We start from the raw sequence: 21,737 nt of genomic DNA on the forward strand, positions 1-21,737 counted from the left end.
AAAATTTCCCGATGCTGTAGACCCGCCATGCAATGAAGCACGGTTCGCCGTCAGCATGGGTGCGCAAACAATCTCTCAATACGCTGGACTCCTACGTATCGCCATGGCATGCCGGCAACATGTGCCCTCCCGATGGGACGCGCGCACTCAGCGTCTGATTCGCGCGCTTACATGCACACTTGCCTCACGGGTCTTTTGCTCTCTACCCCGGCATCGACAAAACTACCGATAAATCGCCTGCGCCAGCGCAAAGGGCCCGGTCGAGTTCCTCCTCGGCTATCAGTTGCCGGTGCAGCACCGCCTCTCTTAGCATGCTGTATCTGGAATGCGCGCCGGGTATGCGAGCACTCTTGCCGCCAATATAGGGATTTGCCGCAGTCGCCATCGCGCAACGACACTCGGGCATCTCCCGGATCTGTTCGGAAGCGGCCGCGATCTCCCTGATGCAGTGCTCGGCCAGCGTCTTGCATGGATGCACCTGAACCGATTCAGCCGCGAACGTGACCGCGACGTCGCTCGCCAAAATCCGGAGTGCCATCTGACGGACGACATCGGAAATCACCGCATTCGGTCTGCCAGGCGTGACAAAGCAGTCGGTCCGCATCCACGCGAGATCGATTTCGGGCACGTCGAATAGTGCCCGGATGGATATCAGATGGAGGTCGCTGCTCGCGTTCGAAAGCTCGACGGCGATGTCGGTCAAAATGCCGGAAATCCGCAAATACGCGGCACACTCCTGGGTTCTTTCAATCGGAGTTGACGCCATAGGCAAACCGAGCGCGGTCATTGCGTTTACTGCATCAACCGCTTCAACTTCAACCGCTTCGACTTCATATCCGGAATGGGCCGTAGCGCCCGCGTCAATCGTCGCGCGAAGATAGATTTCACGAAGCTGCGCGGATGACTCTCGCAACCTGACCATCTGTTCGTCCAGCATAAGCGCATGCGTCAAAAACTTGAAAGCCAGCGTGGTGTGAACTGCATCGTATAACTGGGTGGTTCGGTCGAGTTGCAGCAAATCGCGGAATTCCTGCGCCTTTCTGACGAAGGCGGACCGCAACGCATCGCACCCGTCACATAGGTGTTCAATCGCAGCGCAGATCGAGATCCTAAGTACGGTCGAATAGACATTGCCGCCTCCGGGACACATGCGCGCACCTGGATCCAGATGAACATAGTCGCCGCGCGGACGACCCAGAATTTCAAGAGCGCGGTTGCATATCACCTCGTCGGCGTTCATGTCGTTCTCAGTGTCAGCGCGGCCCTGAGTCACGTCGACGAAGCACTGGTCACACAAGCGTCCTTTCTGTGCCTCCACGCAAGAGGCGACGATTGCGTCACCAAGTGGGGGTTCAAGTAGACGCAACTTGGCATTCACTTCTGCGACAGCCTGCTTGGCTGCCGCCAGCGCATTCAGCCGGTCTGGGTATGCGCCTACCGGCGTCCCCGATATGGGACAGTGCTCGACGGCGCCAGGCGTGTGAATGCCATATCGCGCTTCCTCGGGTATTTCCCGCTTGCCCAGCGAATCGTATTCGACCCGGAAACCTGATCTGCCGATCTCCATATTCACTCCTGCCAAGGATGAGTGCTTGCATAACACACGCAATAGCCAATAGCGGCCGCTCTGCTTATCAAAGGCGGAGCTGGTTCGGACGGGGTTCGTCGGTATGCATTCCGGTCGAACGAGGCGAGAAGCTATATTCGCGGTAGGCATTGGCGCCTACATAGAACCAGTTACGCAAAATGTTTGACATGTCACTTCCTTAGCAGCCGTTGGTGAGACCACGATCTCGTGAAGCCGGTGTATAGCCGCATGTTTATTTCCGGCGCCCAATGCGGGTAATTTCTGACGGCTAATCGGAGTGCACCGACTCGGCGCAGAAACGGGCCGAGGAAATACCCCGGTTTCGCAGTCGATGACTATCGCGAAGCCAAGGCGCGCGGACGCCAAAGCGCCATTGGGGTCGATAGGGCAACGCAAAAAAGACTCATCGCGCACAGGAAAGAGAAAACTTTAGCGGCATGGCGAGCGCCGAGTAGCGCGGCAATGCCTGGGCCAACAACACCGGTCTTGTCGACACCGCCGAGGTGAACGCAGCGTCACCGATGTTCAACAGGAAGTCAGATACTGTCTGGATGAGCGATCGCCAGGAGACGACATGCGTCGCAGCGGTGACAGCGAATCCGGTATTTCGCCGCTTGACGTCCCGACGCCAAGGATGTGCTTGCGCAAACTGCAATGCCTTCACTCGTGCTCGTTCGTCAAACATGGATTACTTCTCCAGTAGGGTGTGACGGGATCTCAATTATCAGTATGCGTATCGAGGTCTGGCTCGCACGCTACCGTGCATCCGAGCCGCGCGAATGCCACTGGACGATCACGTTTCGGAGGCCGCCGGATGAATCAGACTCCGTCGATCGCCCCTGTGCAAAGGCGCTGTCCACATTTCCCACGATAGACGCTAGCGACCCAGGAAGATATCGTACCGTCGGTTATGGCGCGTCTACCTGCCCGTCCAAAGCCTATACGGCGGTATAGCGCACGCGGCGACAGGGATAAGACCAATCCGCTCAGGTGTAGGGTCCGATACCGTCGTTCAGCAGCGTGCGGAAAGCCGGCGTGTACCCATGCGTGTTGTTCCGGTGGCCGCGATAATGCGATTCGTTTTTTTCGCCATCTCATTCGCTCGCGCCTGCACCGCAGCAGCTATCGTTTTACCGAGATATCGGTGACGAGCCAAACGTTTGGCGCGTCCGTCGAGGTATCAACATAGACCGTGACCAATACACTGGAGCGAAGCGGCCGCGACTGCCTCCTGGAAGTGCGCGACGACGGTCGTGGCGAAAACGGACGTCGGTTTTCCTCGCAAACGACGGAATCTGGTCGCGACGCACGCTTCACTATCCTGTGGCTGATCAATCAGCATGCCACCGGCCGCTACGACTCGCGAACCCTCGCATCAGACGAACCCGTACCGCTTACCGAGAGCGGCGAGAAGATCTGGCCACTGATCGACGCTGGCGCCATCGTGAATCTCCTCAAGTTCGCACAGCAGATCGGCAATGCCCGGATCGTAGGCATTGACGTTGGATGCATACAGCGCCTGCAGTAGCTTGCCGTCCCGGGCGTGTCGATAGTACGAAATGCCGATCCCTTCGATGTCCGGGTGATAGAACTCGTCGCTAACGAGCGATCCGACCGCGCACTCGCGGTCGTTGTCGCCGCGCAGCCGGCATGAGCCGTTCTCGTCCTCCGAGACGGCCTCCTGGTTAAGCAGATGAGCGCTGACGCGCTCGTAGATCTCTCTTGCGCACTGCATCACGACACCTGCAACCCTCAAGCAGCGGCTTTCAGAAACGTGGCCGACAGGGCAAATTGTCGAGCAATTGATGCCAGCCGCTCACTCCATTCCCATGTGCCAAATACATCGTGGACGTTCTGCAGACAACTAAGCAATTCGACAGTCACCGGATCGGATACATCGATGCGCGAGCGAAGCAGCGCGCGCTTGAGCGCCGCGACACCGATATCCATATAAGCCGGCACGTCCTTTGGCGGTTTTGCGACGTAGCGGATGGGCACGCCTTCCATTGCCGTCATATAGTCGCGCGGCTTAATGAAGCTGCCGACCGGACAGCTGCCGCAGTAGCCTCGATAGGCGCCGCCGCCGCGAGGCAGTAGGGAGGCTCGCGCCTGGCCGAATAAATGCTCTACAGCGTGGTTGAAAATCTCCTGATGTGTCAGGAAGCTCCGGCTTTTCATGTCCACCTCTTTGCGTCTTTCGCATCGGCCAGTCGTTGACAACGGGCAGCCTGCGCTCTAAGTATCAAACGTCCCCGCCGGGGCAAAGGGGCTGCTGCGAATACAAGCGACGCGAAGTTTTGACGGAACCTCGATTTGGCTCGAAGCCGCCTGCGCTAGTCAGACCGGAGGCCGTTGTAGGCGCAAAGCGCGGCTGCATCGGGCATGGGTTTACGGTATAGCCGCGACCGAAATTGGGCTATCACACGGAAGGAAGGAACGCCTCTACGTTGGGATGCACCGGCACAGTGTTCAGTGTTGCGTGAAGATACGGGCGTATAGGCTCTGCCCCCGAGATTTCGATAACGATTGCGTACGCGACGCGAGTGGGCGACTGTGGGGCCGTAGCCGAATGCTGCTCGAGCAGTTCTTCCGGGTCACCGCGCCAAAGCGGGGGCTCTACGCCGCGATATGGTGAGCGTGATCGTTGCCCGCGGGCGCCGGACACCATCGCTCGAAGCATGAGACACCGGCGTGGGGCTGCGCGACGGAGAGCTGGAACACCTTTTTGAATCGTTTTATATGACGAAAGCGGGAGGCAAGGGCATGGGCCTTGCCATTTGCAGGTCCATGCCGAGACTCATGGCGAGCGCATCGACGCAGGCGCCGAACGAGCCTGGCAGTGCGGTGTTTCGCTCCGCGATCCCTGTCGAACGGCACGATTGTCCGCGTGCAGCAACTCAGCGCGCCTAAAACCGCAGGTTTAAAGCCCGCGGCGGCAGGGGCGGTCTGCGGCTGCGTTTGTGCTGCCGGGGCATGCAGCGGCCAACAGCAGCTGTTTTCCGGTATCTCCTGCTCTTGTGCTGCCCCCGCGTCAAGCGGGGCCGGGTGGCTGCGCTTGCCAAGGCGCGCAGAGGTAAATCTGCAGCACGCCTCTGGCATCGACGACATAGTAAGCTCCGAACAGAGGGTGTATCCCTCGCCCCATGCCGCGGTTCATGTTCCAGCCGCTTCGTGCGACGCGTTGCAGACGTAGATGCAAGGGTAGCGGGCCGCTTGGGCGGCGGCAAACCTCCATTCGGACATTTACCCTACTCCCGTTTTACCGTGTCATACTTGAAACGCGTCTTACGGGCGCAAAACGGCGCGGATGCGTCTCTGTCAAGCGGGCGAAAATGTCTCATTAGTCCGCCGCATTGTGGCGTGTTGAGGACTCGTTTATGGCTACCGATCGGCATATACCGTCGTCCACGGGTGGAATCCGCGGCTCGACTGTCTTCGTCGTCGACGACGAAGAGTCCATCCGCCTCGCGCTGTGCGATCTACTGGAGTCCGTCGGGTATTCCGTCCAGACGTTCTGTTCCGTGCAGGAATTCGTGACGTTTCGCAAACCCGCTGGCCCGAGCTGTCTCATCCTCGATGTCAGGCTCAAAGGCGAAAGCGGTCTGGCGTTCCAGCAGGCGATGGCACGCGAGGGACTGCAAATGCCGGTTCTCTTCATGACGGGGCATGGCGACATGGAAATGTCGGTGCGAGCAATGAGAGCTGGTGCATTCCATTTTTTCCCGAAGCCGTTTCGTGACCAGGATATGCTCGACGCGATTTCCGAGGCAATTTCGAAAGACTCGCAACGCCTCGAAAAGGAACACAGCCTCGCGGCTGTACGCGCCGCGTACGCCTCGCTGACGCCGCGCGAACGCGAGATCCTGGCGCTAGTGGTCAGCGGAATGCTCAACAAGCAGATCGCCGCGCAACTCAACCTGAGCGAAATCACGGTGAAAATCCATCGCGGCCAGTTGATGAAAAAAATGGGCGCGCGCTCACTCCCGGATCTCGTCTTCAAGGCCGCCGCACTCGAAATTGGGCGGCAACAAACAAAGCCGCGCCCTTAGGCTCGCGCCAGCCGCCATTGATGGAAAGAGGTCCGAAAACGCTGTTTTGAGCGCCCCTGCCTAAATCCCGACGTTGCCAAGTGCTCGCTTCAGGAGCGCCGCGTCCACGGGCTTGTCGAGCAGCGTGATGGCTGTGCTGGACTGCACCTGCGCTCGCAACGCGTCGCTGGGAAACGCGCTCACGAAGATCGTCGGCGGCGCGGCGCCCAGTGCGACAAGACGGTCAAGCAACTCCAGTCCTGACATGCCGGGCATGCGGACGTCGGAAAGCAGGACTCCGTTTTCGGTGCGAAGGTGCGACGCCCGCGCCGCCAGATAGTCGGAAGGCAGCGAGTAAGTTTCGGTCGAATAGCCAAGCGATTGCACCAGGCTTTCGAGCGCCAGGCGGGATGATTCGTCGTCGTCGACAATCCAGACGATTCCGGAAACGGAAGCCCGCGGCTGTCGTTGCGAGGGGCTTCGGGAGGACATAAGGTCGCTTGCCAATGATTGCTTATTCAATCTAGACCCTGGAGCGTCGACTTGTCCATCATACCGGCGTATGTCTGACTATCCCTTCCGGAATGATGAGACGCAGTGCGTCGGCCCCCGCATCGAGACTTGCCGGGCGCGCCCTCGCTCAAGGTTTCATCCTACGAACGCCGTCCAAGGAACCTTGAGTACGCCTCTCGTGGCTAATCTTACCGCCGCGGTGCTGCCTCGGAATGTTGCCCCCGAACCTCTTCTGACTGTCCCCATATCTTTTCCTTACGGTTGCTAGAGTCTTCTGCAGAGCGAGACGCGCAGTCCGGCAAGTTCCATTACCGATTATCGCGACTGAACTGCTCCACGGCGGCCCGCGTCGACGTTGTCTTCAAACGCAAAAACCTACGCTTCGGATCTTTCAGAGCGACGGTAAGCCGAGCCATACCGACGTATGAGCTCGACAAACAACGGTGGGCGAAAGTCCAAACGCTCGCAGAATGGATTCGATACCACCCGGCCGTCTATCTTGGCAATCATAGGCGGTGCTGCTTACAAGTCGACTCCCTTTAAAGGCACGACAGGTCCCGCCCCCGCCTATCGGTGAGCGTTGACCTGCAAGTCGTTCTGTGCGTCGACAGGCTCAGATGCGTTACGTGTTGGAGACACACGTTTTCGTCTCGGCATGCCCGTCAAAGGTTAGCCATGTTTAGCAAACGCATAGGTCATCGCTGTTTTCCGCGGGCGGAAACAAAGGCGTCCAACGGCAACCGCATCGGCGGATCGGCCGGGCTCGCAGTCACCATTTCGGCGCTTGTTGTCTGCTGGTGGGAATTGATCGAGATATCTTTGGACTTCGCATTGACCGACAGCGACGCGGCACTCGGCGCGACAGTAGGCACAAGACTGATCGTGGTGGTGTCTGGACTCGCGGTCGTAGGCGACGCCCCCTTCGCGCGGCCCGTTTTCTGTTTTCTGTGCGCGATGAGCGTGCTTGCAGTCGGTCCGGCCATCCCGCTTGAGCTCACAGACTCGCTCCTGATACCAGCCGTCTCGTTCGTCGACTGCGTAACGAAAACATTGTTTCTCGCTTGCGCGTTCTCCTCGTCTGGCAGGAATGGTCGTGACAAGCGCAACCACAGTCACGTTTTTGAAGTAGCCGTACTGCCGCCACGCGACTGACGCGCCGACAACGCTTTTTCCCCAACCTTCATTTTGAGGTGACTTTCATGTCCAACTGTTTGCATAACTGGATCTACGTCGGCGCAAACGCTTACGACGAATACACCTATGTCCCGTGGCTTAAGCGGAACGTCTACCGGAGAACCGTCGACCTTTGCAGAGTTTGTATCCAATAGTAGTCAATACACTTCTATCCGACTTCCCTCATTTCACCGGTAGCACTCGACGTCAAGTCGGCGTTTCTGAGGTCCGAGTGCTCGTCTTGTTCAGTTTGCGCAGGAGTGTTTAGTTCCCAATAAACGACCTGGTGGGAACTAAAGTGGACGAGATATTGAGTCGTAGCCCGAAGAGCAAACAACCGAACTTTCCTGTCGAAACGACGCGGCACCTGGTCGAGCAGACCTTATAACGGGGAGCTTCGGTATCGCTGATTGCCCGCCCGAACAGCACAAATCTGCTATTCAGGTGACGACGCCCGCATCTTCAAGGCATATTCGACACACCACGTCCTGAGCATGGGGCTGCAGCCTCAAATCCCGAGACCGGTGCGCCGGTACTACTGCCGTTGAGCATTGTGGCCGAAGTGTAGACGTCTGAGCGCCCGGTCAATGTCCGCGGGAAGTGTTTTGCGGGGCGGTTTCTGCGTCGTGGCCATCGTGTCCGGCATCGGCGTCGGGCCGCAGAATTTACCGGAGCGCCTTATTGCGACACAGCATCGCCAAGGGGCAGATGAAAGACGCAGGCAAACCAAGCCATCGGTATGGCGGACGATTGTCGGCAAGCGCGAACCCGCCCCGCGGAGCCATGTGCTTCGATGATCGAACGGGAGATCGACAGCCCCATCCCCAAGCCGGTGGATTTCGTCGTGTAGAAGGGGGCGAAAAGGCGCTCGGCGCTTTCCGGGGAAAAGCCTGGCCCCGAATCGCACACTGCCACAAGCACGCAGCCAGCGTCGGCCTTCCCCGTGCTGACCAGCACTTCCCGCGCGCCGTCGCTAGCGCCGCTGATGGCCTCGATCGCGTTGATCACCAGGTGAAGGAGGACCTGTTGCAATTCGATACGGTTTCCCTCGATGAAGGGCAAGCCGTCGGCCAGTTGTGTCTTTACCAGAGCGATTCCTCGCCGTCGTGGTCAGTTGCGCGGCGCGTTGGTACTATCGACTCCAGTTAAGCCTGCGCGACATCGAGGAGTTGCGGTTCTGTTGCAATAGCAGAGGCCGGTATGCTACGGGACCCCGTTTTACCAAAGTTATCCCCCTTCATTGCCGGCCTGCGATAAGCATCATCGTTGCGTCACGTGTGTGGCAGACTTGTCTTCATGACTGGCGGCCTTTGCGCCGGACAGCGCCAGCGACTCGGCTATCCCGGCATAGGCAGATGGTCCGCGATCGTCAATGCACTGCACAAGTGGTGATACGCCACCGCGCGGGCTCCTTGCGGCGACCCGCAAGTCCGCTGCCCCAGCGCGGCGATGACTCGCGGCGGCCTGGGCTGTATCTTGTTTGGATGGCACTCCGAGCGGCATTTGGGTACGTCTTCAATTGGGTCGATCGACCCCGAGCGGACCGTTAGGGAGCAGCATGAGGGCGTTGATTCTGGCATGCGTATGCATGCCGTCGGTTATCGCGGCGCAGGGTTTGTTGACTCCCCCCGTGTCCACCGCCTCTTCCGCCTCGGTCACCGCGATTGTCGCCGCCGCGAGTAACTACCTGGCGGAAGCGAAGCGTGTGGTCGATGCGGCGGCGCAACCCGCTGCACCCTGGAACGGGCCGCGCAACGGGCCGCGGGCGCAACCCGGGAAACGCGTCGCCATCGTCGCCGAGGATTTGCGCAACGGCGGCATCGTCGGCGTGGTCGACGGTGTACTGGAGGCGGCCAAGGTCATCGGCTGGAGCGTACAGATATTCGACTCCAGCGGCACGCCGGACCTGCGGCTGAAGATGCTGGCGAATGCGCTGGCAAGTCGTCCAGACGGCCTGATCATCGTCGGTGGCGACGCACGCGCCCTGCTGCCCGGGCTACGGCCGTTTGCCGAGCGGAGCATTCCGATCGTCGGCTGGCATGTCGCGGCCCGGGCCGGACCGGTGCCCGGCACGCCCGTGGCGATGAACGTGGCGACGGATCCGCTCGAGGTCGCGCGCGTGACCGCGCTGGCGGCCATCGTGCAGTCCGGCGGGCATGCGGGAGTCGTCATCTTCACCGATTCCAATTTCCGAATTGCGCAAGGCAAGGCGGATGAAATGGCTGCCGTCGTGCGCGCGTGCAGCGGCTGCACCTTGCTCGATGTGCGCGACGTGGCGATCTCGCGCAGCCAGGAACTGATGCCGGGCGCGACACGCGCCTTGCTCGCGCGGTATGGCAAGCGCTGGACGTATGCGCTGGCCGTCAACGACATCTACTTCGACTACGCCGCCCCGGTGCTGACCCAGGCCGGAATGCCGAACGCCGCCATGGCCATGCTGTCGGCTGGCGACGGCAGCGAGTCCGCCTTCCTGCGTATCCGGACGGGCACGTTCCAGACCGGCACCGTGGCCGAACCCCTGAATCTGCACGGCTGGCAGTTGGTCGACGAGATGAACCGGCTCTTCGCCGGCGGAGACGTCACGGGTTACGTGTTTCCTGTGCATCTCGTGACGGCGGACAACATCGCCGCGGACGGTGGTGATCGTCTGATTTACGACCCCGCCAACGGCTACCGCGATATTTATCGCCGCATCTGGCAACGCCCATGAAACTACCGCGCCCCCAGTCGCTCACCGCGCAGTTTGCGCTCGTCGCTTCGTGCCTGGCCGCCCTGGTGGTCGCGGTCGGTGTCACGACCATTTACTCGTTGGCCGGTTCGGCCCACGCGATCCGCCAGTTGGCCGAAGAGCGGTTGGCGCGCCAGGAAGATGCACAGGACCTGGCGCAGCGCACGCTGATGATCGAACGCCTGGCATTACAGTTGTCCAGTGACGATACGGCGGACGCTGTGCGCGAGACGCATCGGCATGTCATCGAACAGCTGGCATCCTTTGACCGCCTGGTAGACCGTCTGGCATCCGCGGCGAGTGACGCCGTCACCGTCGATGCGCTGGCGCTGCATCGGTCCAGCCAGCGCTTCCGCAACACAGTCAACATCGAGGCGCAGGTGCGCGAAACCGCGCTGCGCGCCGCAGCCGCGCCGGCGTCCTCGTCGCGGCCCGGCGCGTCATTGGCCAGCCTGGACGACGATCTGCGCCGCCAGGCCGACGCCTTGGCGGCCGCGGCGCGCCAGCAGTCGGATTATTTTACGCGCGCCTACCGCAAAGCGGTCCAGTCTCTGGCCGAAGACTCGGACCGCACGCGCAGGTGGGTCATCGGCGAAGTTGCGGTGAGCCTGCTGCTTGCCTGGCTGATCGCCCGCGCATTCCTCGGTCGCCACGTCGTGGCACGGCTGCGCCGAGTCAGTCACTTCCTGCGGCACGGTGACGTCGACAGCGTGCACGCCGGCGTCCCCGTTCACGGCGGCGACGAGATTGCCGATATGGCGCGCGCAGTCGAGCAGTTCCTCGAAGACCGGCGCCAGCGCAGGCAGGCCGAGGATGCGCTGAAGGAACTCAACGCCGAACTCGAGGCACGCGTCACGCAGCGCACGGCCGAACTCACCACGGCGCTTGCGGGCCGGACGGCCGAGATCGCCGAACGACAGCGCGCCGAAGAGGCAGCGCAAGCGAGCGAACATTTCCTGGACAGCATCATCGAAAACATCCCGGATGTAGTCTTCGTCAAGGATGCAGTGACCCTGCAGTTCGTGCGCTTTAACAAGGCAGGAGAGCAACTGCTCGGCTACCGGCGCGAGGAACTCATCGGCAAATCCGTCCATGACCTGTTTCCGGTCCAGGAGGCCGATTTCTTTGCGCTAAAGGATCGTGCCGTGCTGGAGTCGCGGCGGATGGTCGAGGTGCCGGAGGAACGGGTTCTAACGCGTAATGGGCCGCGCCTCGTACACACGATGAAGATCCCGATCTTCGATGCCCGCGGCGAGCCGCAGTTCCTGCTCGGCATCTCACGCGACATCACGGAGCAAAAGCGCGCGGAAGCCGAGCTACGGGAGAGCGAGCGGCGCTACCGCGAAGTTCAGACGGCGCTGGCGCACGCGAATCGCGTGACGACGATGGAGCACCTCGCGGCCTCGATCAGCCATGAAATCAAGCAGCCGGTCGCGGCGACCGTCGCCAATGCTCAGGCCGGGCTGCTTTGGTTAGGTGCCAATCCGCCGGTTCTCGAGCAAGCCCGGCAAGCGTTCGATCGAATCATCAAGGACGCGAAGCGCGCCAGCGAGGTCACGAACCGGGTTCACGGTCTCGTCCGGAACGTCCCGCCGTTCAAGCAAAGCCTGCAGATGAACGAGGTGATCCATGAGGTCATTGCCCTCACGTCCAGTGAGGTTGCGAAAAGCGGCGTATCCACGCGGATGCAGCTTACGGAGGACTTGCCGCCCGTTGAAGGCGATCGCGTCGAACTCCAACAGGTCATGCTGAACCTCATCATCAACGCCGTGGAGGCGATGAGCGTCGTTGAAGACGGCCGGCGGGAACTGATCATCAGCACCGCCAACGACAAATCGGGCCGCGTCCTCGTTTCCGTGCGCGATTCGGGACCGGGGTTCGCGGTCGACAACGTGGAGCGTCTCTTTGAGCCGTTTTACACGACGAAGGCTGGCGGCATGGGGATGGGGCTCTCGATTTGTCGTTCGATTATAGAAGCGCACGGAGGACGTCTGTCGGCGAGCTCGAACGAGCCCCGCGGCGCCGCGTTTCAGTTCACCCTGGCCGTGTCACCATGCCCGTCCGGTGTCACGACGGGTGCAGACGTTCGTTCACGCGGTGCCATCGACTGAAATGGGTGTGCGCCGTGAAAGGGCGGCGCTTTCTAGCGGGTGCAAGCGCCGCCCGACAACCGCTCCCGCCGGAAGCAAACGGCGCAGCTATGGAGGCAACGAAGTCCTTCGCGACCAGCACCCACAGCATGCGGGCATGCTTGTTGGCAATGGCGGTCAGCGTTTTGTGATAGCCGTTGCGTTCATGGAGCTGCCTGATCCACCGTTGCCGGCTAGAGGCTGATCGACTCACGGTGCGCATCGAAGAATGCGCTGAGCGCGGCGCGGCGTTCTGCGACGCAGAGGCCGTCGTACAGCCGCGACGCGACGTGCTGCATCGGCGCGAACCAGAACGTCGCGGGCTCGAAGCTGAGACGCGATGTGACCGTATCGAGCGGCGCCGCGAACGCCGTTGCCACTTGATCGTCGCCGAAGAATTCGAGCGCATCCGGAAGCGCGACGCGCAACCGTTCAGGTGGCCACCCTCGCGGCGCAACGTACGCGGCGTATCCGTCGAGCGCGTCGAACGCGGCCATCGGTTCGAGCACCCGCCAGGCGTCGACCACGTCGTGTGCGAAGATCGACAGGCGATCCAGACTCGGGCATGCAGGCACCACGCCGCGCTTGCTGCAAGCCCAACAAAGGCTAGAGTCCGCCGAGTTCGTTGAAGCCAGCCGGCACGCGGCCTGAACCCGCTGTATCGGTGCCTTAGCTGGTAGCTAACGACCTACCGCGGTGCACAAGTCACCAACAGGTGCAGCCATCGCGACGTGCACCAGGTCGCGGTCTTTTGGCCACTGTGGACGACCAGACTACTGCCGACGGATTAATTATGCGCCTCGTTACAAGCTGCCATTACCGGCAGATGCGATGTTCTCCGCGCTGTCGGCGACCGTTGTCTTTGCGGCGCAAAGCGATCCGCGGAAACACGGAGCGAGCGACCGTGACCTATCCGGTCACATGCCGCGCGATCTATACTGTCGCGACAAGACAGATTCATTCGTGCGCCCTCCTGAACCGTCGATTGAGCGGTGAACTAACGCGGCTTTACGTCCGTCGGTGCTTCGCGCGTCCATCAGAGACCAGACGAAAATGAATGTCCTTCGTTTCCCTAACGGACGGGCGATGATCGCGATGTCGATACTGGCGTTGCTGATCTTCTTCGCCGATACCGTCACGGTTCTCGACATCGCCGTCGCCACGTTGTACGTGCTTGTTGTGCTGCTGTCGGCGAGATTCGGATCGACGCGCACGGTCATGCTGGTGGGCGCAGGGTGCATCGCGCTCGCGGTGATCAGTTGGGGGCTCACGCGCCCTGCCGGCCCCATCCTGGAGGGCATCGTAAATGAGGTGATCAGCAATCTCACGATTGCACTGGTGACCGTTCTCACTATCCGCAGCCTTCGCACAGAACAGCGGCACCGATATCAGGCCAGCCTGCTCGAACTGACGCGCGATGCTTTCTTTACGTGGGACATGAGCGGGAAGGTCCTCTACTGGAACCGTGGCGCCGAAGCACTGAACGGCTTCGACCGGGCAGCGGCCATAGGCAAGGTCGTGCACACATTGCTCAACACTCAATTCGTCGTACCGCTCGAGCAGATCGTTGACCGGCTTCATCAGCACGATAGCTGGGAAGGCCAGTTCGCCAGGCGTCGCGCCGACGGCGCCCCGCGCATCGTGAGTTGCCGTCTCACTTTGCAGCGGGATGCGGCCGGGCGCGCTTCCATGGTCCTCGAGACCAACAATGACATCACCGAGCGCGTACGGCTCGAGGACGCGCTGGAGCAGGCGCGGTCCGACCTGGTTCGAATGAATCGGGTGCTCGTCCTGGGCGAGTTGACGGCGTCGATCGCGCATATGGCTTGCCCCCCCACGCGGTCAAGGGTTTCCCCCAAACACTTCTACTGCCGAATCCATCGTACGCAAGCCGCGGACACGCTATCCACGCCGCGCGGCCAAAATTGCAGCAGGCATCGTTCGCTGCGGCAAAAAACGATGTGCGCGGTTCAGAGAGTCGCCGCGTCGTGCACCACGCAGGCCAGGATCATCGCTTCCGCATTGATGGGCGTTGGGCGTGAGATCGGCTTGTAGACGGCGTCGCCGGGATTGATCGCTTGCCCGCTCATCGCGCAGAAGCCCGGCATGCGGGCGCGCGCCATGCGCCAGGCCTGGTCGCCGAAACAGCCGCGCGTCGCATCGCGCCAGGCAATCGTGGCCGTCGACGACGTCGGCCGGTCGATCAGCGTCACTGCGGCGGTAAAGCATCCATCGGCACAGTGCGCCTTCTGACGGCGCTGCTCGGCCCCTTCCACAGCGGCCAACCGGCGCGAAGGCGTCCCCAGCAGACAGATGGTCTGCTCCCACGGATCCATCACGTTTGCGTTTGCCAGCATGTCGAAACTCCTTGCGAAAGCGATCGGGTTAGCATTGCTTCTGGACTTTGGGACGCGGCGAAGGGCAGCGCGCCGTTCTCCTCCCGCGACGGGCATGCTGGCGACTTATCCACCATTCACAGTCCGCGTCTCGTCAGTCGGTAACAGCGGCTGGCCGCGGCCTTCGTGATGCCAAGCATGCATCGGCCAGGCGCGAAGGTTGTTCTGCATCGTCTGCTGCGCGCCATTGCGCGCGCCAGGTCGGGCCGTGCGGGCCGCGCCTGGCCGCGGGCATAGAGATATGGTCTGAAGCACTCCTGCGATGCGAACGACATATTTCTCTCCATATGTTGCAAGCCAGTCCGGTTTTTATGCTCAACCGCTCGTGCGACTCTTCCGACGTCGATTCCAGCATACGGATGCCCGCAGGCGGCTGCAAAGCTGCGTTTGGACATTCACCTCATACCTGGGGCTATGCCGTGTCATACTTCCTGGCGTCTCGTTGCCTGGATCGGCCGCGACGCGTCCCGATCGGGCAAGCGAAGTGTCTGAACCTTCGGGCGCGCTCTTCAAGGAATCTGTTATGGCTATCGATAGGCATGCGCCGCCGTCCACGAGCGGAATCCCCGGCTCCACAGTTTTCGTTGTGGACGACGAAGAGTCCATGCGTCTGGCGTTGCGTGACTTGCTGGAATCAGGGGGGTATTGCGTCGAGCCGTTCGGTTCCGTCCGCGAATTCCTGGAGTTTCGCAAACCCGGCGGTCCTAGCTGTCTCATCCTCGATGTCAGGCTGAAAGGCGAGAGCGGGCTGGCCTTCCAGCAGGCGATGGCGCGCGAGGCATTACATATGCCGGTGCTTTTTATGACCGGTCACGGGGACATGGAAATGTCGGTGCGTGCAATGAAAGCCGGCGCGTTCCATTTTTTCCCGAAGCCTTTCCGCGACCAGGACATGCTCGATGCGATCTCCGAGGCAATATCGAAAGACGCGCAGCGCCTCGAAAAGGAACTCCGCCTGAATGTTCTACGCGAGGCCCATAAGTCGCTCACGCCGCGCGAGCGCGACATCCTGGCGCTAGTCGTCAGCGGAATGCTGAACAAGCAGATTGCCGTCCAGCTCAACGTAAGCGAAATCACCGTCAAGATCCATCGCGGTCAGTTGATGAAGAAGATGGGCGCGCACTCACTCGCGGACCTCGTGTTCAAGGCGGCCGCACTCGACATCGGCCCCCAGCAGGGAGGTCCGCGCCCCTGAGCACTATCTGGAGACCGTGACCGAAGAGTTCGGCACAGCTCCGGCCTTGCGCGTCACCATTCAGATCCGGATATTGGCGAGCTCGCGCTTCAAGGCTGCCGCGTCCACCGGTTTGTCGAGGAGCGCGACAGCCGGGCTCGCCTGCCCCCGCAAATGCAACCGTCGCTGGGGAACGCGCTCACAAAGATTGTCGGCGGCGCCGCGCCCAGCGCGACAAGACGATCGAGCAACTCCAGGCCCGACATCCCGGGCATGCGGATGTCGGAAATCAGAACTCCGTTCTGAGTGCGCAGGTGAGAGGTGCGCGCCGCCAGGTAGTCGGTCGCCAGCGGAAAAACCTGCGTCGAATAGCCAATCGACTGCACAAGGCTTTCGATTGCGAGGCGCGACGATTCATCGTCGTCGATGATCCAGACCGTCCCAAAAGACGGGAGTCGGCAGATGCTGTCTGGATGGACTTCGTGAGGGCAAGCATCGACCTGTCCATGTACCGGCGTATGTTCCGCTATCCCTTCCGGAATGTATAGCCCGAAGCTCGGCACGACATTGCGGCTTGTGGTGCGCGCCATCGCTCGAAACGCTGCCCATGTCCGTTCGAGGTTGTAGCCGCCCTATGCCGGGCGGGCCGCGTCGTCCTCAATCCCGAAACGCCACCGTTGCTGACCAACAAGCAGTTATGTCGTGGACATGCCATCGGGCCGTATGACGCCACCCCACGTCTGTAGCGACTGGGAAAGAACCCTGCACCTGCGGCACCTCTCCTCGAGACCGCCGGTAGCGCGAGCGATACCGGCGTATAGCTGCGGCAAACAACGGTTGGCAGAAGTCGAAACATTCGGAGAATGGATTCGATACCAATCTTCGTCCTATCTTGGCAACCATAGGCGGTGCGGCTGGAACAGTGACTACTTCGAAGTTATGACAGGTCCCGCGTCCCGTCTGTCGGAAGCAATGCGTCGCAAGCTGTTCACGCGTCGACAGCAATTCGCAAATTGCTTTCGAACGCGCATTCTCGTCTCAGCATGCCCGCGCGAAGGTTGAACCATGCTCAGCAAACATACAGGTCATCGCTTTTCTCCGCAGGCGGAACCGCACGCGAGCGCCTGCAGTCAGCCGACCGGGCGCGCGGTGATCATTGCAGCGCTCGTCGTCTGCTGGTGGGCACTGATCGAGACAGCTCTGGACTTCGCAATGACAGACGGCGACACCGCGCTCGCCACGACGATAGGCACACGGTTGATCGTGACCGTGTCCGGGCTCGCGGTCGTACTCGAAGCACGAATCGCACGTCCCTTTTTCTGCTTTCTCTGCGCGATGAGCATACTGGCGGTCGCACCGACGATTGCCCTCCAGTTCAACGACTCGCTGCTCCAACCGGCCGTGTCTTTCATCGGCTGCGCAACAAAAGCGCTCTTTCTCACCTGCGCCTTTGTGTCCGCGGAGAGAAGCCATGGCCGCGGCCACCGCACCGGTAATCACGCGTGCCCACTATCCGTGCTGTCACCGCGCATCCCAAGCGTAGACAACACTTTTCGCCAGACTTCATGCCAAGGTGACTGACATGGCCAACTCCTTACACCACTGGATCTACATCGGCGCAAACGCATATGACGAATATACGTTTGTCCCTTGGCTTAACCGCAACGTTTACCGGAGAACGGTCGACCTGTGTCGAGTCTGCATCCAGTAACCGCTTATCTGTTTCTCTCCGGCTGTCTGATCTCACTAGCTGCACATGGTTCGGAGATCGTCGTGCCGCATGTCCGGCCGCCTGTCTTTGCCATGTTGCGACGGAAACTGCTGTTCATCTGTTCAAGCAGTCCTCCACCCACCGTGGATCGGTACCGCCGCGGCGCCAGGTCGCAGGCTGCAGAAGCAGCGATGGCTTCTTTGGCCGGTAGCCTGGAGTTTCCCGCTTGGCTTCATTGAGATCCTGGCAGGCTGGTTTACTGCTGAGGTTGGCCGGCAACCGTGGGCCGTATGGGGCGTTCAGCGTACCGCGAACGCATTGACGCCCGGCCTCTCCGCGCACTTCGCAGCTGCGACGCTGACGCTTTATGTTGCGGTCTATGGGTTTATCTTCTGCTTCGGCATCTACTACATCCTTCGGATCGTGATGAGCGGTGTGACGACAGGTGAGGTGATCGGCTTCTGACTAGGGGAACAATCATGCTTGAATGGCTCTGGTTACTAGCATTCATCTTCGCGCTTGTCGCCTATGTCTCACTTGACGGCTTCGATCTCGGGGTCGGCGTATTGAGCGGGTTCGCAAAAAAACGGGCGTTGAGAGACCAGATGCTCGCGTCCATCGCGCCGGTATGGGACGGCAATGGGACGTGGCTCGTTATTGCCGGCACGACCCTGTTCGGCGCGTTTCCAGCCGTGTATTCCATCATGCTACCGGCGCTGTATGGTCCTCTGGCCGGCATGCTCACTGGCCTGATCATGCGCGGCGTGGCGATCGAGTTCAGTCACAAAGCAGAACGATCGCGATGGGTCTGGGATGCGATGCTGTTTGCGGGTTCGCTACTTGCGGCGTTCATGCAGGGCGTCTCTGTCGGAACGTACGCTCAGGGTATTCCTGTTATGAACCTGCGATACACAGGCAGTAGTTTGGAGTGGTGCGATGCGTTCCCGTTGTGGTGCGGTGTGGCGCTCAGCCTTGGATATGCCACGCTCGGCGCGGGTTGGCTCGTGCTCAAGGGTGACCGCACGTTGCAGGAGTTCGGCCGCGCTGCGGCGCGTCGGCTCATGCCGCTTGTTATCGTCGCGGCCACTTCGGTGGTCGTGCTGACGCTTGTAATGCACGGCGGTGTGCGCGCACGGTGGTTTGCTCACCCGGTGCTTTTCTTCTTGCCAGTACTCGCATTGCTGGCTTTCTGTGCGGCGGGTTGGGCTGCGCGGCATGGCTCACCGAAGCTTCCTTATCTTTACACAGCAGCAAGCTTCGTACTGCTGCTTCTCGCTTTGGTGGGGTCCTACCTGCCCTACATCATTCCTTTTCAGGTCACGTTGTCTGATGCCGCTGCGCCGCCGGCGTCGCAGGCATTCATGTTCTGGGGCGCAGGGCTCTTCGTGCTACCGCTCATCGTGCTGTACACGTGTGTCGCGTATTCGGTGTTCCGGGGCGAGGTCTCGAAAGACCAGGCCTATCACTGACGTGCCCGCTCCCCACTCAACTTGTTCAAGGGCTGACCATGAAAGTCGCACTCTTCATTCCCTGTTTCATTGACGCGTTCTTTCCTGATGTGGGCATTGCGACACTGCAATTGCTGGAACGCCTCGGCTGCGACGTCGACTATCCACTGGATCAGACGTGCTGCGGGCAGCCGATGGGCAACAGCGGCTGCGAGAAGGAAGCCGTCGCCACCGAAAACCTCTTCGTGCGCAACTTCGCCGGCTACGACTACATCGTCGCGCCCAGCGGCAGTTGCGTGCACCACGTGCGTGACCATTTGAGCGCGGCAGACCAGACGCCCGATGCGCTGGCAGTGCGGTCCAACACCTACGAACTGGTGGAGTTCCTGCACGACGTGCTGCAGGTACGAGAGTTCCCGTGGGCCGAATTTCCGCACAAGGTCGGCCTGCACAACAGTTGCGGCACGCTGCGTTCGCTGCGCACCGCGAAGATGTCAGAGATCGATGAGCCGTTTTTCTCGAAGCCATTGACCCTGCTCAGGGGTGTCAGGGGCATCGAGTTCATCCAGCCTGACCGTCCCGACGAGTGCTGCGGGTTCGGCGGCACGTTCTGCGTGTCGGAGGAGCCGGTGTCGGCGCGCATGGGCGCCGACAAGGTCCGCGATCACAAGCGCAATGGCGCCGAGTACATCGTGTCGGCCGATTCGTCGTGCCTCATGCACCAGAAAGGTTGCTCGGACCGTCTCGAGCTGGGCCTGAAGTTCATCCATATCGCGCAGATTCTCAATGGAGCACAAGCATGACAGGTGTTGACCATGTCGGCTTTTCGGAGAAGTTCATCGCTGACGAAAAGCACATCCAGTTCCACGACAAACGCCTGTGGGAGCTGCGCACCAAACGCGACGCAGAGGTGCATGGCATCGCCGAGTGGGAGGAGTTGCGCTCGCTCGCCTCGGGGATCAAGGAGCATACGCTCACGCACCTCGCGGACTATCTGGAGCAGTTCGAGCGTAATGCGACGGCCAACGGCGTAACTGTGCACTGGGCCAAAGATGCCGAAGAGCACAACCGCATCGTCTACGAGATCCTGAGTCAGCGTCACGCGAGGCTGCTCGTCAAGAGCAAGTCGATGCTGACCGAAGAGTGCGAGATGCGCCCGTACCTTGAGGAGCGCGGCATCACCGTCGTGGAAACGGATCTGGGTGAACAAATCCAGCAGTTCGATGACGAGCTTCCCTCGCATATCGTGGTCCCGGCCGTGCACAAGCTCGCCACGGACGTAGCGAAGATCTTCTCGGAGAAGATTGGCACCGACCCGAACGAGAGCAACATCCCTAAGCTTGCCGAAGCGCAGAGAAAAGCCACGCGTCCGCTTATCCTCAACGCCGATGCGGGCATGACCGGCTGCAACTTCGCGGTTGCGGAAACGGGCGGCATTACCGTCTGTACCAACGAGGGCACCGCAGACCTGAGCGCGAACGTGCCGCCGCTGCATATAGCGTCGATCGGCATCGAGAAGCTGATTCCGAAGCTCGAACATCTCGGCGTCTTTATCCGCATGCTCTCGCGCAACGCCATCGGCTCGCCGATCACCCAGTACACGTCGCACTTTCGCGGTCCACGCAAGGATAGCGAAATGCATTTCGTGCTGGTCGACAACGGCCGTTCAGAACGGCTCGGCATGGACGACTTCTGGTATTCGCTCAAGTGCATCCGCTGCGGAGCGTGCATGAACACATGCCCTGTCTACCGGCGCAGCAGCGGCCTGAGCTATGGCGGTGTCTATTCGGGTCCGATCGGCGCGATCATCAATCCGACTTTCAACCTGAAGAAGTACAGCTCGTTGCCCTTTGCCTCGACGATGAACGGCAGCTGCACGAGCGTGTGCCCCGTCAGGATCAACATACACGAGCAGATCTACAAGTGGAGGCAGATCGTCGCCGAGCAGCACGAGCTTCCGTTCGTCAAGCAGGAGGCCATGAAGGTGGCCGGCCAGGTGCTGTCGCACCCGGCGCTGTACCGGGCGGCCGTCAAGACAGCCGGGACGGCCGTTTCCGTGTTGCCGCGCGCCGTGCTCTACAACCCGCTTAATGCGTGGGGCAGGCACCGTGAGGTGCCTGATGCGCCCAAGGAAACATTTCGCGATTGGTATCTCAAGAGGAGCAGTAAATGAACAGCCGCAATATGATTTTGTCCCGTTTGCGCGAGGTCTCACCCGTGCCGCGCCGCTTGCCGGAGGTGCCGATGTTCGATAGCGCATTGCCACCGGTGGTGACGAGCTTCCGCAAATCGCTCGACCGGCTTGGCGGCGTCTGGTGCCTACTGCCCGAGGACACCAGCCTCGAGCAATTTGTCCGCTCGCGTTTCCGCGATGCCACGGTGTTCTGTTCAGCGACGCCCGAGTTCACGGGCACGCGTGACATCGCGTTGGTTGACGATCCCCGTGCGCTCAATGACGTGGATGTCGGGATCGTGCGCCCGGCGTTTGCTGTCGCCGAGACAGGGTCCATCTGGCTGAGCGAAGCGCAATACAACGTCAATGCACTCGGCTACCTGTCGCAGCATCTGATCGCGTTGCTGGATCCCGCGGATATCGTGGGCAATCTGCATCAGGCGTATCACCGCAAGGAGTTCTTCGAGGCCAACTACGCGGTGCTGATGAGCGGCCCGTCGGCGACCGCGGACATCGAGGGCGTACTGGTTCGCGGTGCGCAGGGTATCCGGTCGCTGACGGTCATACCGGTCGCGAGGCCGGCTACCGCGCGCTAGGGCCGGAGACCTCCACGAACGGTTTAGCCGCCAGCCGCAACGCGATGATACGGTTCCTGGGCCATGGACGGCATCGCCTG

General features: G+C 60.9%; 22 protein-coding genes. 13 read left to right on the forward strand and 9 right to left on the reverse strand.

The annotated features are described in order from the left end of the window. Window positions 1-202 precede the first annotated feature (202 nt). The 4 genes from HDG32_RS28570 to HDG32_RS28585 form a co-directional block, all read right to left on the reverse strand. Window positions 203-1,567, reverse strand: coding sequence for a lyase family protein (locus tag HDG32_RS28570; protein ID WP_184072436.1), 1,365 nt, complete (start codon window positions 1,565-1,567; stop codon window positions 203-205). A gap of 424 nt (window positions 1,568-1,991) precedes the next feature. Further along, window positions 1,992-2,273 (reverse strand): hypothetical protein, encoded by a 282-nt coding sequence (locus HDG32_RS28575; protein ID WP_184072438.1) that lies wholly within the window; start codon window positions 2,271-2,273, stop codon window positions 1,992-1,994. 690 nt (window positions 2,274-2,963) lie between these two features. Beyond that, window positions 2,964-3,323: a hypothetical protein gene (locus tag HDG32_RS28580; RefSeq protein ID WP_184072440.1), complete on the reverse strand. Its 360-nt coding sequence runs from the start codon at window positions 3,321-3,323 to the stop codon at window positions 2,964-2,966. A gap of 17 nt (window positions 3,324-3,340) precedes the next feature. After that, the gene (locus HDG32_RS28585) at window positions 3,341-3,766 is read right to left on the reverse strand and encodes a hypothetical protein (RefSeq protein ID WP_184072442.1); all 426 of its coding nucleotides are present in this window, start codon (window positions 3,764-3,766) and stop codon (window positions 3,341-3,343) included. Window positions 3,767-4,279: 513 nt separating this feature from the next. Here HDG32_RS28585 and HDG32_RS37315 point away from each other — a divergent pair. Both HDG32_RS37315 and HDG32_RS28590 read left to right on the forward strand, forming a co-directional pair. Further along, window positions 4,280-4,498, forward strand: coding sequence for a hypothetical protein (locus HDG32_RS37315; RefSeq protein ID WP_409340058.1), 219 nt, complete (start codon window positions 4,280-4,282; stop codon window positions 4,496-4,498). A gap of 467 nt (window positions 4,499-4,965) precedes the next feature. Continuing rightward, window positions 4,966-5,637 (forward strand): response regulator transcription factor, encoded by a 672-nt coding sequence (locus HDG32_RS28590; RefSeq protein WP_184072444.1) that lies wholly within the window; start codon window positions 4,966-4,968, stop codon window positions 5,635-5,637. 60 nt (window positions 5,638-5,697) lie between these two features. Here HDG32_RS28590 and HDG32_RS28595 read toward each other — a convergent pair whose 3' ends face one another. Next, window positions 5,698-6,108, reverse strand: coding sequence for a response regulator transcription factor (locus tag HDG32_RS28595; protein WP_184037318.1), 411 nt, complete (start codon window positions 6,106-6,108; stop codon window positions 5,698-5,700). 696 nt (window positions 6,109-6,804) lie between these two features. On the opposite strand from HDG32_RS28595, the gene HDG32_RS28600 reads away from it, so the two are divergent. Next, window positions 6,805-7,281: a hypothetical protein gene (locus HDG32_RS28600; RefSeq protein ID WP_184072447.1), complete on the forward strand. Its 477-nt coding sequence runs from the start codon at window positions 6,805-6,807 to the stop codon at window positions 7,279-7,281. A 699-nt stretch (window positions 7,282-7,980) separates the two neighbouring features. On the opposite strand, the gene HDG32_RS28605 is transcribed toward HDG32_RS28600, so the two are convergent. Further along, window positions 7,981-8,364, reverse strand: coding sequence for an ATP-binding protein (locus HDG32_RS28605; RefSeq protein ID WP_260336633.1), 384 nt, complete (start codon window positions 8,362-8,364; stop codon window positions 7,981-7,983). Between the two features lie 496 nt (window positions 8,365-8,860). On the opposite strand from HDG32_RS28605, the gene HDG32_RS28610 reads away from it, so the two are divergent. Both HDG32_RS28610 and HDG32_RS28615 read left to right on the forward strand, forming a co-directional pair. Beyond that, window positions 8,861-10,012, forward strand: a complete 1,152-nt coding sequence (locus HDG32_RS28610; protein WP_184072449.1) for a substrate-binding domain-containing protein — start codon at window positions 8,861-8,863, stop codon at window positions 10,010-10,012. After that, window positions 10,009-12,141, forward strand: a complete 2,133-nt coding sequence (locus HDG32_RS28615; RefSeq protein WP_184072451.1) for an ATP-binding protein — start codon at window positions 10,009-10,011, stop codon at window positions 12,139-12,141. Before HDG32_RS28610 ends, HDG32_RS28615 begins: the two co-directional genes overlap by 4 nt. Before the next feature lie 212 nt (window positions 12,142-12,353). On the opposite strand, the gene HDG32_RS28620 is transcribed toward HDG32_RS28615, so the two are convergent. Further along, entirely contained in the window at window positions 12,354-12,734 is a 381-nt protein-coding gene (locus tag HDG32_RS28620) for a hypothetical protein (protein WP_184072452.1), read from the reverse strand. A 511-nt stretch (window positions 12,735-13,245) separates the two neighbouring features. Between HDG32_RS28620 and HDG32_RS28625 the strand changes: the two genes are divergently transcribed. After that, window positions 13,246-14,214 carry a PAS domain S-box protein gene (locus HDG32_RS28625; RefSeq protein ID WP_184072454.1) on the forward strand — a complete coding sequence of 323 codons (969 nt, stop codon included), beginning with the start codon at window positions 13,246-13,248 and terminating at the stop codon, window positions 14,212-14,214. Here the strand turns inward: HDG32_RS28625 and HDG32_RS28630 are convergent. Beyond that, window positions 14,130-14,516, reverse strand: coding sequence for a DUF3331 domain-containing protein (locus tag HDG32_RS28630; protein ID WP_184072456.1), 387 nt, complete (start codon window positions 14,514-14,516; stop codon window positions 14,130-14,132). The genes HDG32_RS28625 and HDG32_RS28630 overlap by 85 nt on opposite strands. Window positions 14,517-15,078: 562 nt before the next feature. Here HDG32_RS28630 and HDG32_RS28635 point away from each other — a divergent pair. After that, entirely contained in the window at window positions 15,079-15,750 is a 672-nt protein-coding gene (locus HDG32_RS28635; protein ID WP_184072458.1) for a response regulator transcription factor, read from the forward strand. Between the two features lie 89 nt (window positions 15,751-15,839). On the opposite strand, the gene HDG32_RS28640 is transcribed toward HDG32_RS28635, so the two are convergent. Continuing rightward, complete coding sequence (locus HDG32_RS28640; protein WP_184072460.1) at window positions 15,840-16,319, reverse strand: response regulator; 480 nt, start codon at window positions 16,317-16,319, stop codon at window positions 15,840-15,842. 475 nt (window positions 16,320-16,794) lie between these two features. Between HDG32_RS28640 and HDG32_RS28645 the strand changes: the two genes are divergently transcribed. From HDG32_RS28645 to HDG32_RS28670, 6 genes are all read left to right on the forward strand, one after another. After that, window positions 16,795-17,310 (forward strand): hypothetical protein, encoded by a 516-nt coding sequence (locus tag HDG32_RS28645; protein ID WP_184072462.1) that lies wholly within the window; start codon window positions 16,795-16,797, stop codon window positions 17,308-17,310. 199 nt (window positions 17,311-17,509) lie between these two features. Beyond that, complete coding sequence (locus tag HDG32_RS28650) at window positions 17,510-17,905, forward strand: cytochrome ubiquinol oxidase subunit I (RefSeq protein WP_260336634.1); 396 nt, start codon at window positions 17,510-17,512, stop codon at window positions 17,903-17,905. Between the two features lie 14 nt (window positions 17,906-17,919). Further along, window positions 17,920-18,909: a cytochrome d ubiquinol oxidase subunit II gene (gene cydB / locus HDG32_RS28655; protein ID WP_184072464.1), complete on the forward strand. Its 990-nt coding sequence runs from the start codon at window positions 17,920-17,922 to the stop codon at window positions 18,907-18,909. Window positions 18,910-18,947: 38 nt separating this feature from the next. Then, window positions 18,948-19,691 (forward strand): (Fe-S)-binding protein, encoded by a 744-nt coding sequence (locus HDG32_RS28660; RefSeq protein ID WP_184072466.1) that lies wholly within the window; start codon window positions 18,948-18,950, stop codon window positions 19,689-19,691. Beyond that, on the forward strand, window positions 19,688-21,061 hold the full coding sequence (locus HDG32_RS28665; RefSeq protein WP_184072468.1) for a lactate utilization protein B: 1,374 nt from the start codon (window positions 19,688-19,690) through the stop codon (window positions 21,059-21,061). Before HDG32_RS28660 ends, HDG32_RS28665 begins: the two co-directional genes overlap by 4 nt. Then, the gene (locus tag HDG32_RS28670; RefSeq protein WP_184072470.1) at window positions 21,058-21,657 is read left to right on the forward strand and encodes an LUD domain-containing protein; all 600 of its coding nucleotides are present in this window, start codon (window positions 21,058-21,060) and stop codon (window positions 21,655-21,657) included. The genes HDG32_RS28665 and HDG32_RS28670 overlap by 4 nt, the downstream gene beginning before the upstream one ends. The last annotated feature ends 80 nt before the right edge of the window (window positions 21,658-21,737 follow it).

This window comes from Paraburkholderia sp. CI2 (genome assembly GCF_014201055.1).
Lineage (GTDB): Bacteria > Pseudomonadota > Gammaproteobacteria > Burkholderiales > Burkholderiaceae > Paraburkholderia > Paraburkholderia tuberum.

Coding starts and splice junctions, on each gene's coding strand:
- HDG32_RS28635 (WP_184072458.1), top strand. CDS start 15,079: ATGGCTATCGATAGGCATGCGCCGCCGTCCACGAGCGGAATCCCCGGC.
- HDG32_RS28645 (WP_184072462.1), top strand. CDS start 16,795: ATGCTCAGCAAACATACAGGTCATCGCTTTTCTCCGCAGGCGGAACCG.
- HDG32_RS28580 (WP_184072440.1), bottom strand. CDS start 3,323: ATGCAGTGCGCAAGAGAGATCTACGAGCGCGTCAGCGCTCATCTGCTT.
- HDG32_RS28670 (WP_184072470.1), top strand. CDS start 21,058: ATGAACAGCCGCAATATGATTTTGTCCCGTTTGCGCGAGGTCTCACCC.
- HDG32_RS28615 (WP_184072451.1), top strand. CDS start 10,009: ATGAAACTACCGCGCCCCCAGTCGCTCACCGCGCAGTTTGCGCTCGTC.
- HDG32_RS28640 (WP_184072460.1), bottom strand. CDS start 16,319: ATGGCGCGCACCACAAGCCGCAATGTCGTGCCGAGCTTCGGGCTATAC.
- cydB (WP_184072464.1), top strand. CDS start 17,920: ATGCTTGAATGGCTCTGGTTACTAGCATTCATCTTCGCGCTTGTCGCC.
- HDG32_RS28630 (WP_184072456.1), bottom strand. CDS start 14,516: ATGCTGGCAAACGCAAACGTGATGGATCCGTGGGAGCAGACCATCTGT.
- HDG32_RS28610 (WP_184072449.1), top strand. CDS start 8,861: ATGAGGGCGTTGATTCTGGCATGCGTATGCATGCCGTCGGTTATCGCG.
- HDG32_RS28575 (WP_184072438.1), bottom strand. CDS start 2,273: ATGTTTGACGAACGAGCACGAGTGAAGGCATTGCAGTTTGCGCAAGCA.
- HDG32_RS28600 (WP_184072447.1), top strand. CDS start 6,805: ATGTTTAGCAAACGCATAGGTCATCGCTGTTTTCCGCGGGCGGAAACA.
- HDG32_RS28625 (WP_184072454.1), top strand. CDS start 13,246: ATGATCGCGATGTCGATACTGGCGTTGCTGATCTTCTTCGCCGATACC.
- HDG32_RS28570 (WP_184072436.1), bottom strand. CDS start 1,567: ATGGAGATCGGCAGATCAGGTTTCCGGGTCGAATACGATTCGCTGGGC.
- HDG32_RS28665 (WP_184072468.1), top strand. CDS start 19,688: ATGACAGGTGTTGACCATGTCGGCTTTTCGGAGAAGTTCATCGCTGAC.
- HDG32_RS28585 (WP_184072442.1), bottom strand. CDS start 3,766: ATGAAAAGCCGGAGCTTCCTGACACATCAGGAGATTTTCAACCACGCT.
- HDG32_RS28595 (WP_184037318.1), bottom strand. CDS start 6,108: ATGTCCTCCCGAAGCCCCTCGCAACGACAGCCGCGGGCTTCCGTTTCC.
- HDG32_RS28660 (WP_184072466.1), top strand. CDS start 18,948: ATGAAAGTCGCACTCTTCATTCCCTGTTTCATTGACGCGTTCTTTCCT.
- HDG32_RS28590 (WP_184072444.1), top strand. CDS start 4,966: ATGGCTACCGATCGGCATATACCGTCGTCCACGGGTGGAATCCGCGGC.
- HDG32_RS28650 (WP_260336634.1), top strand. CDS start 17,510: ATGTCCGGCCGCCTGTCTTTGCCATGTTGCGACGGAAACTGCTGTTCA.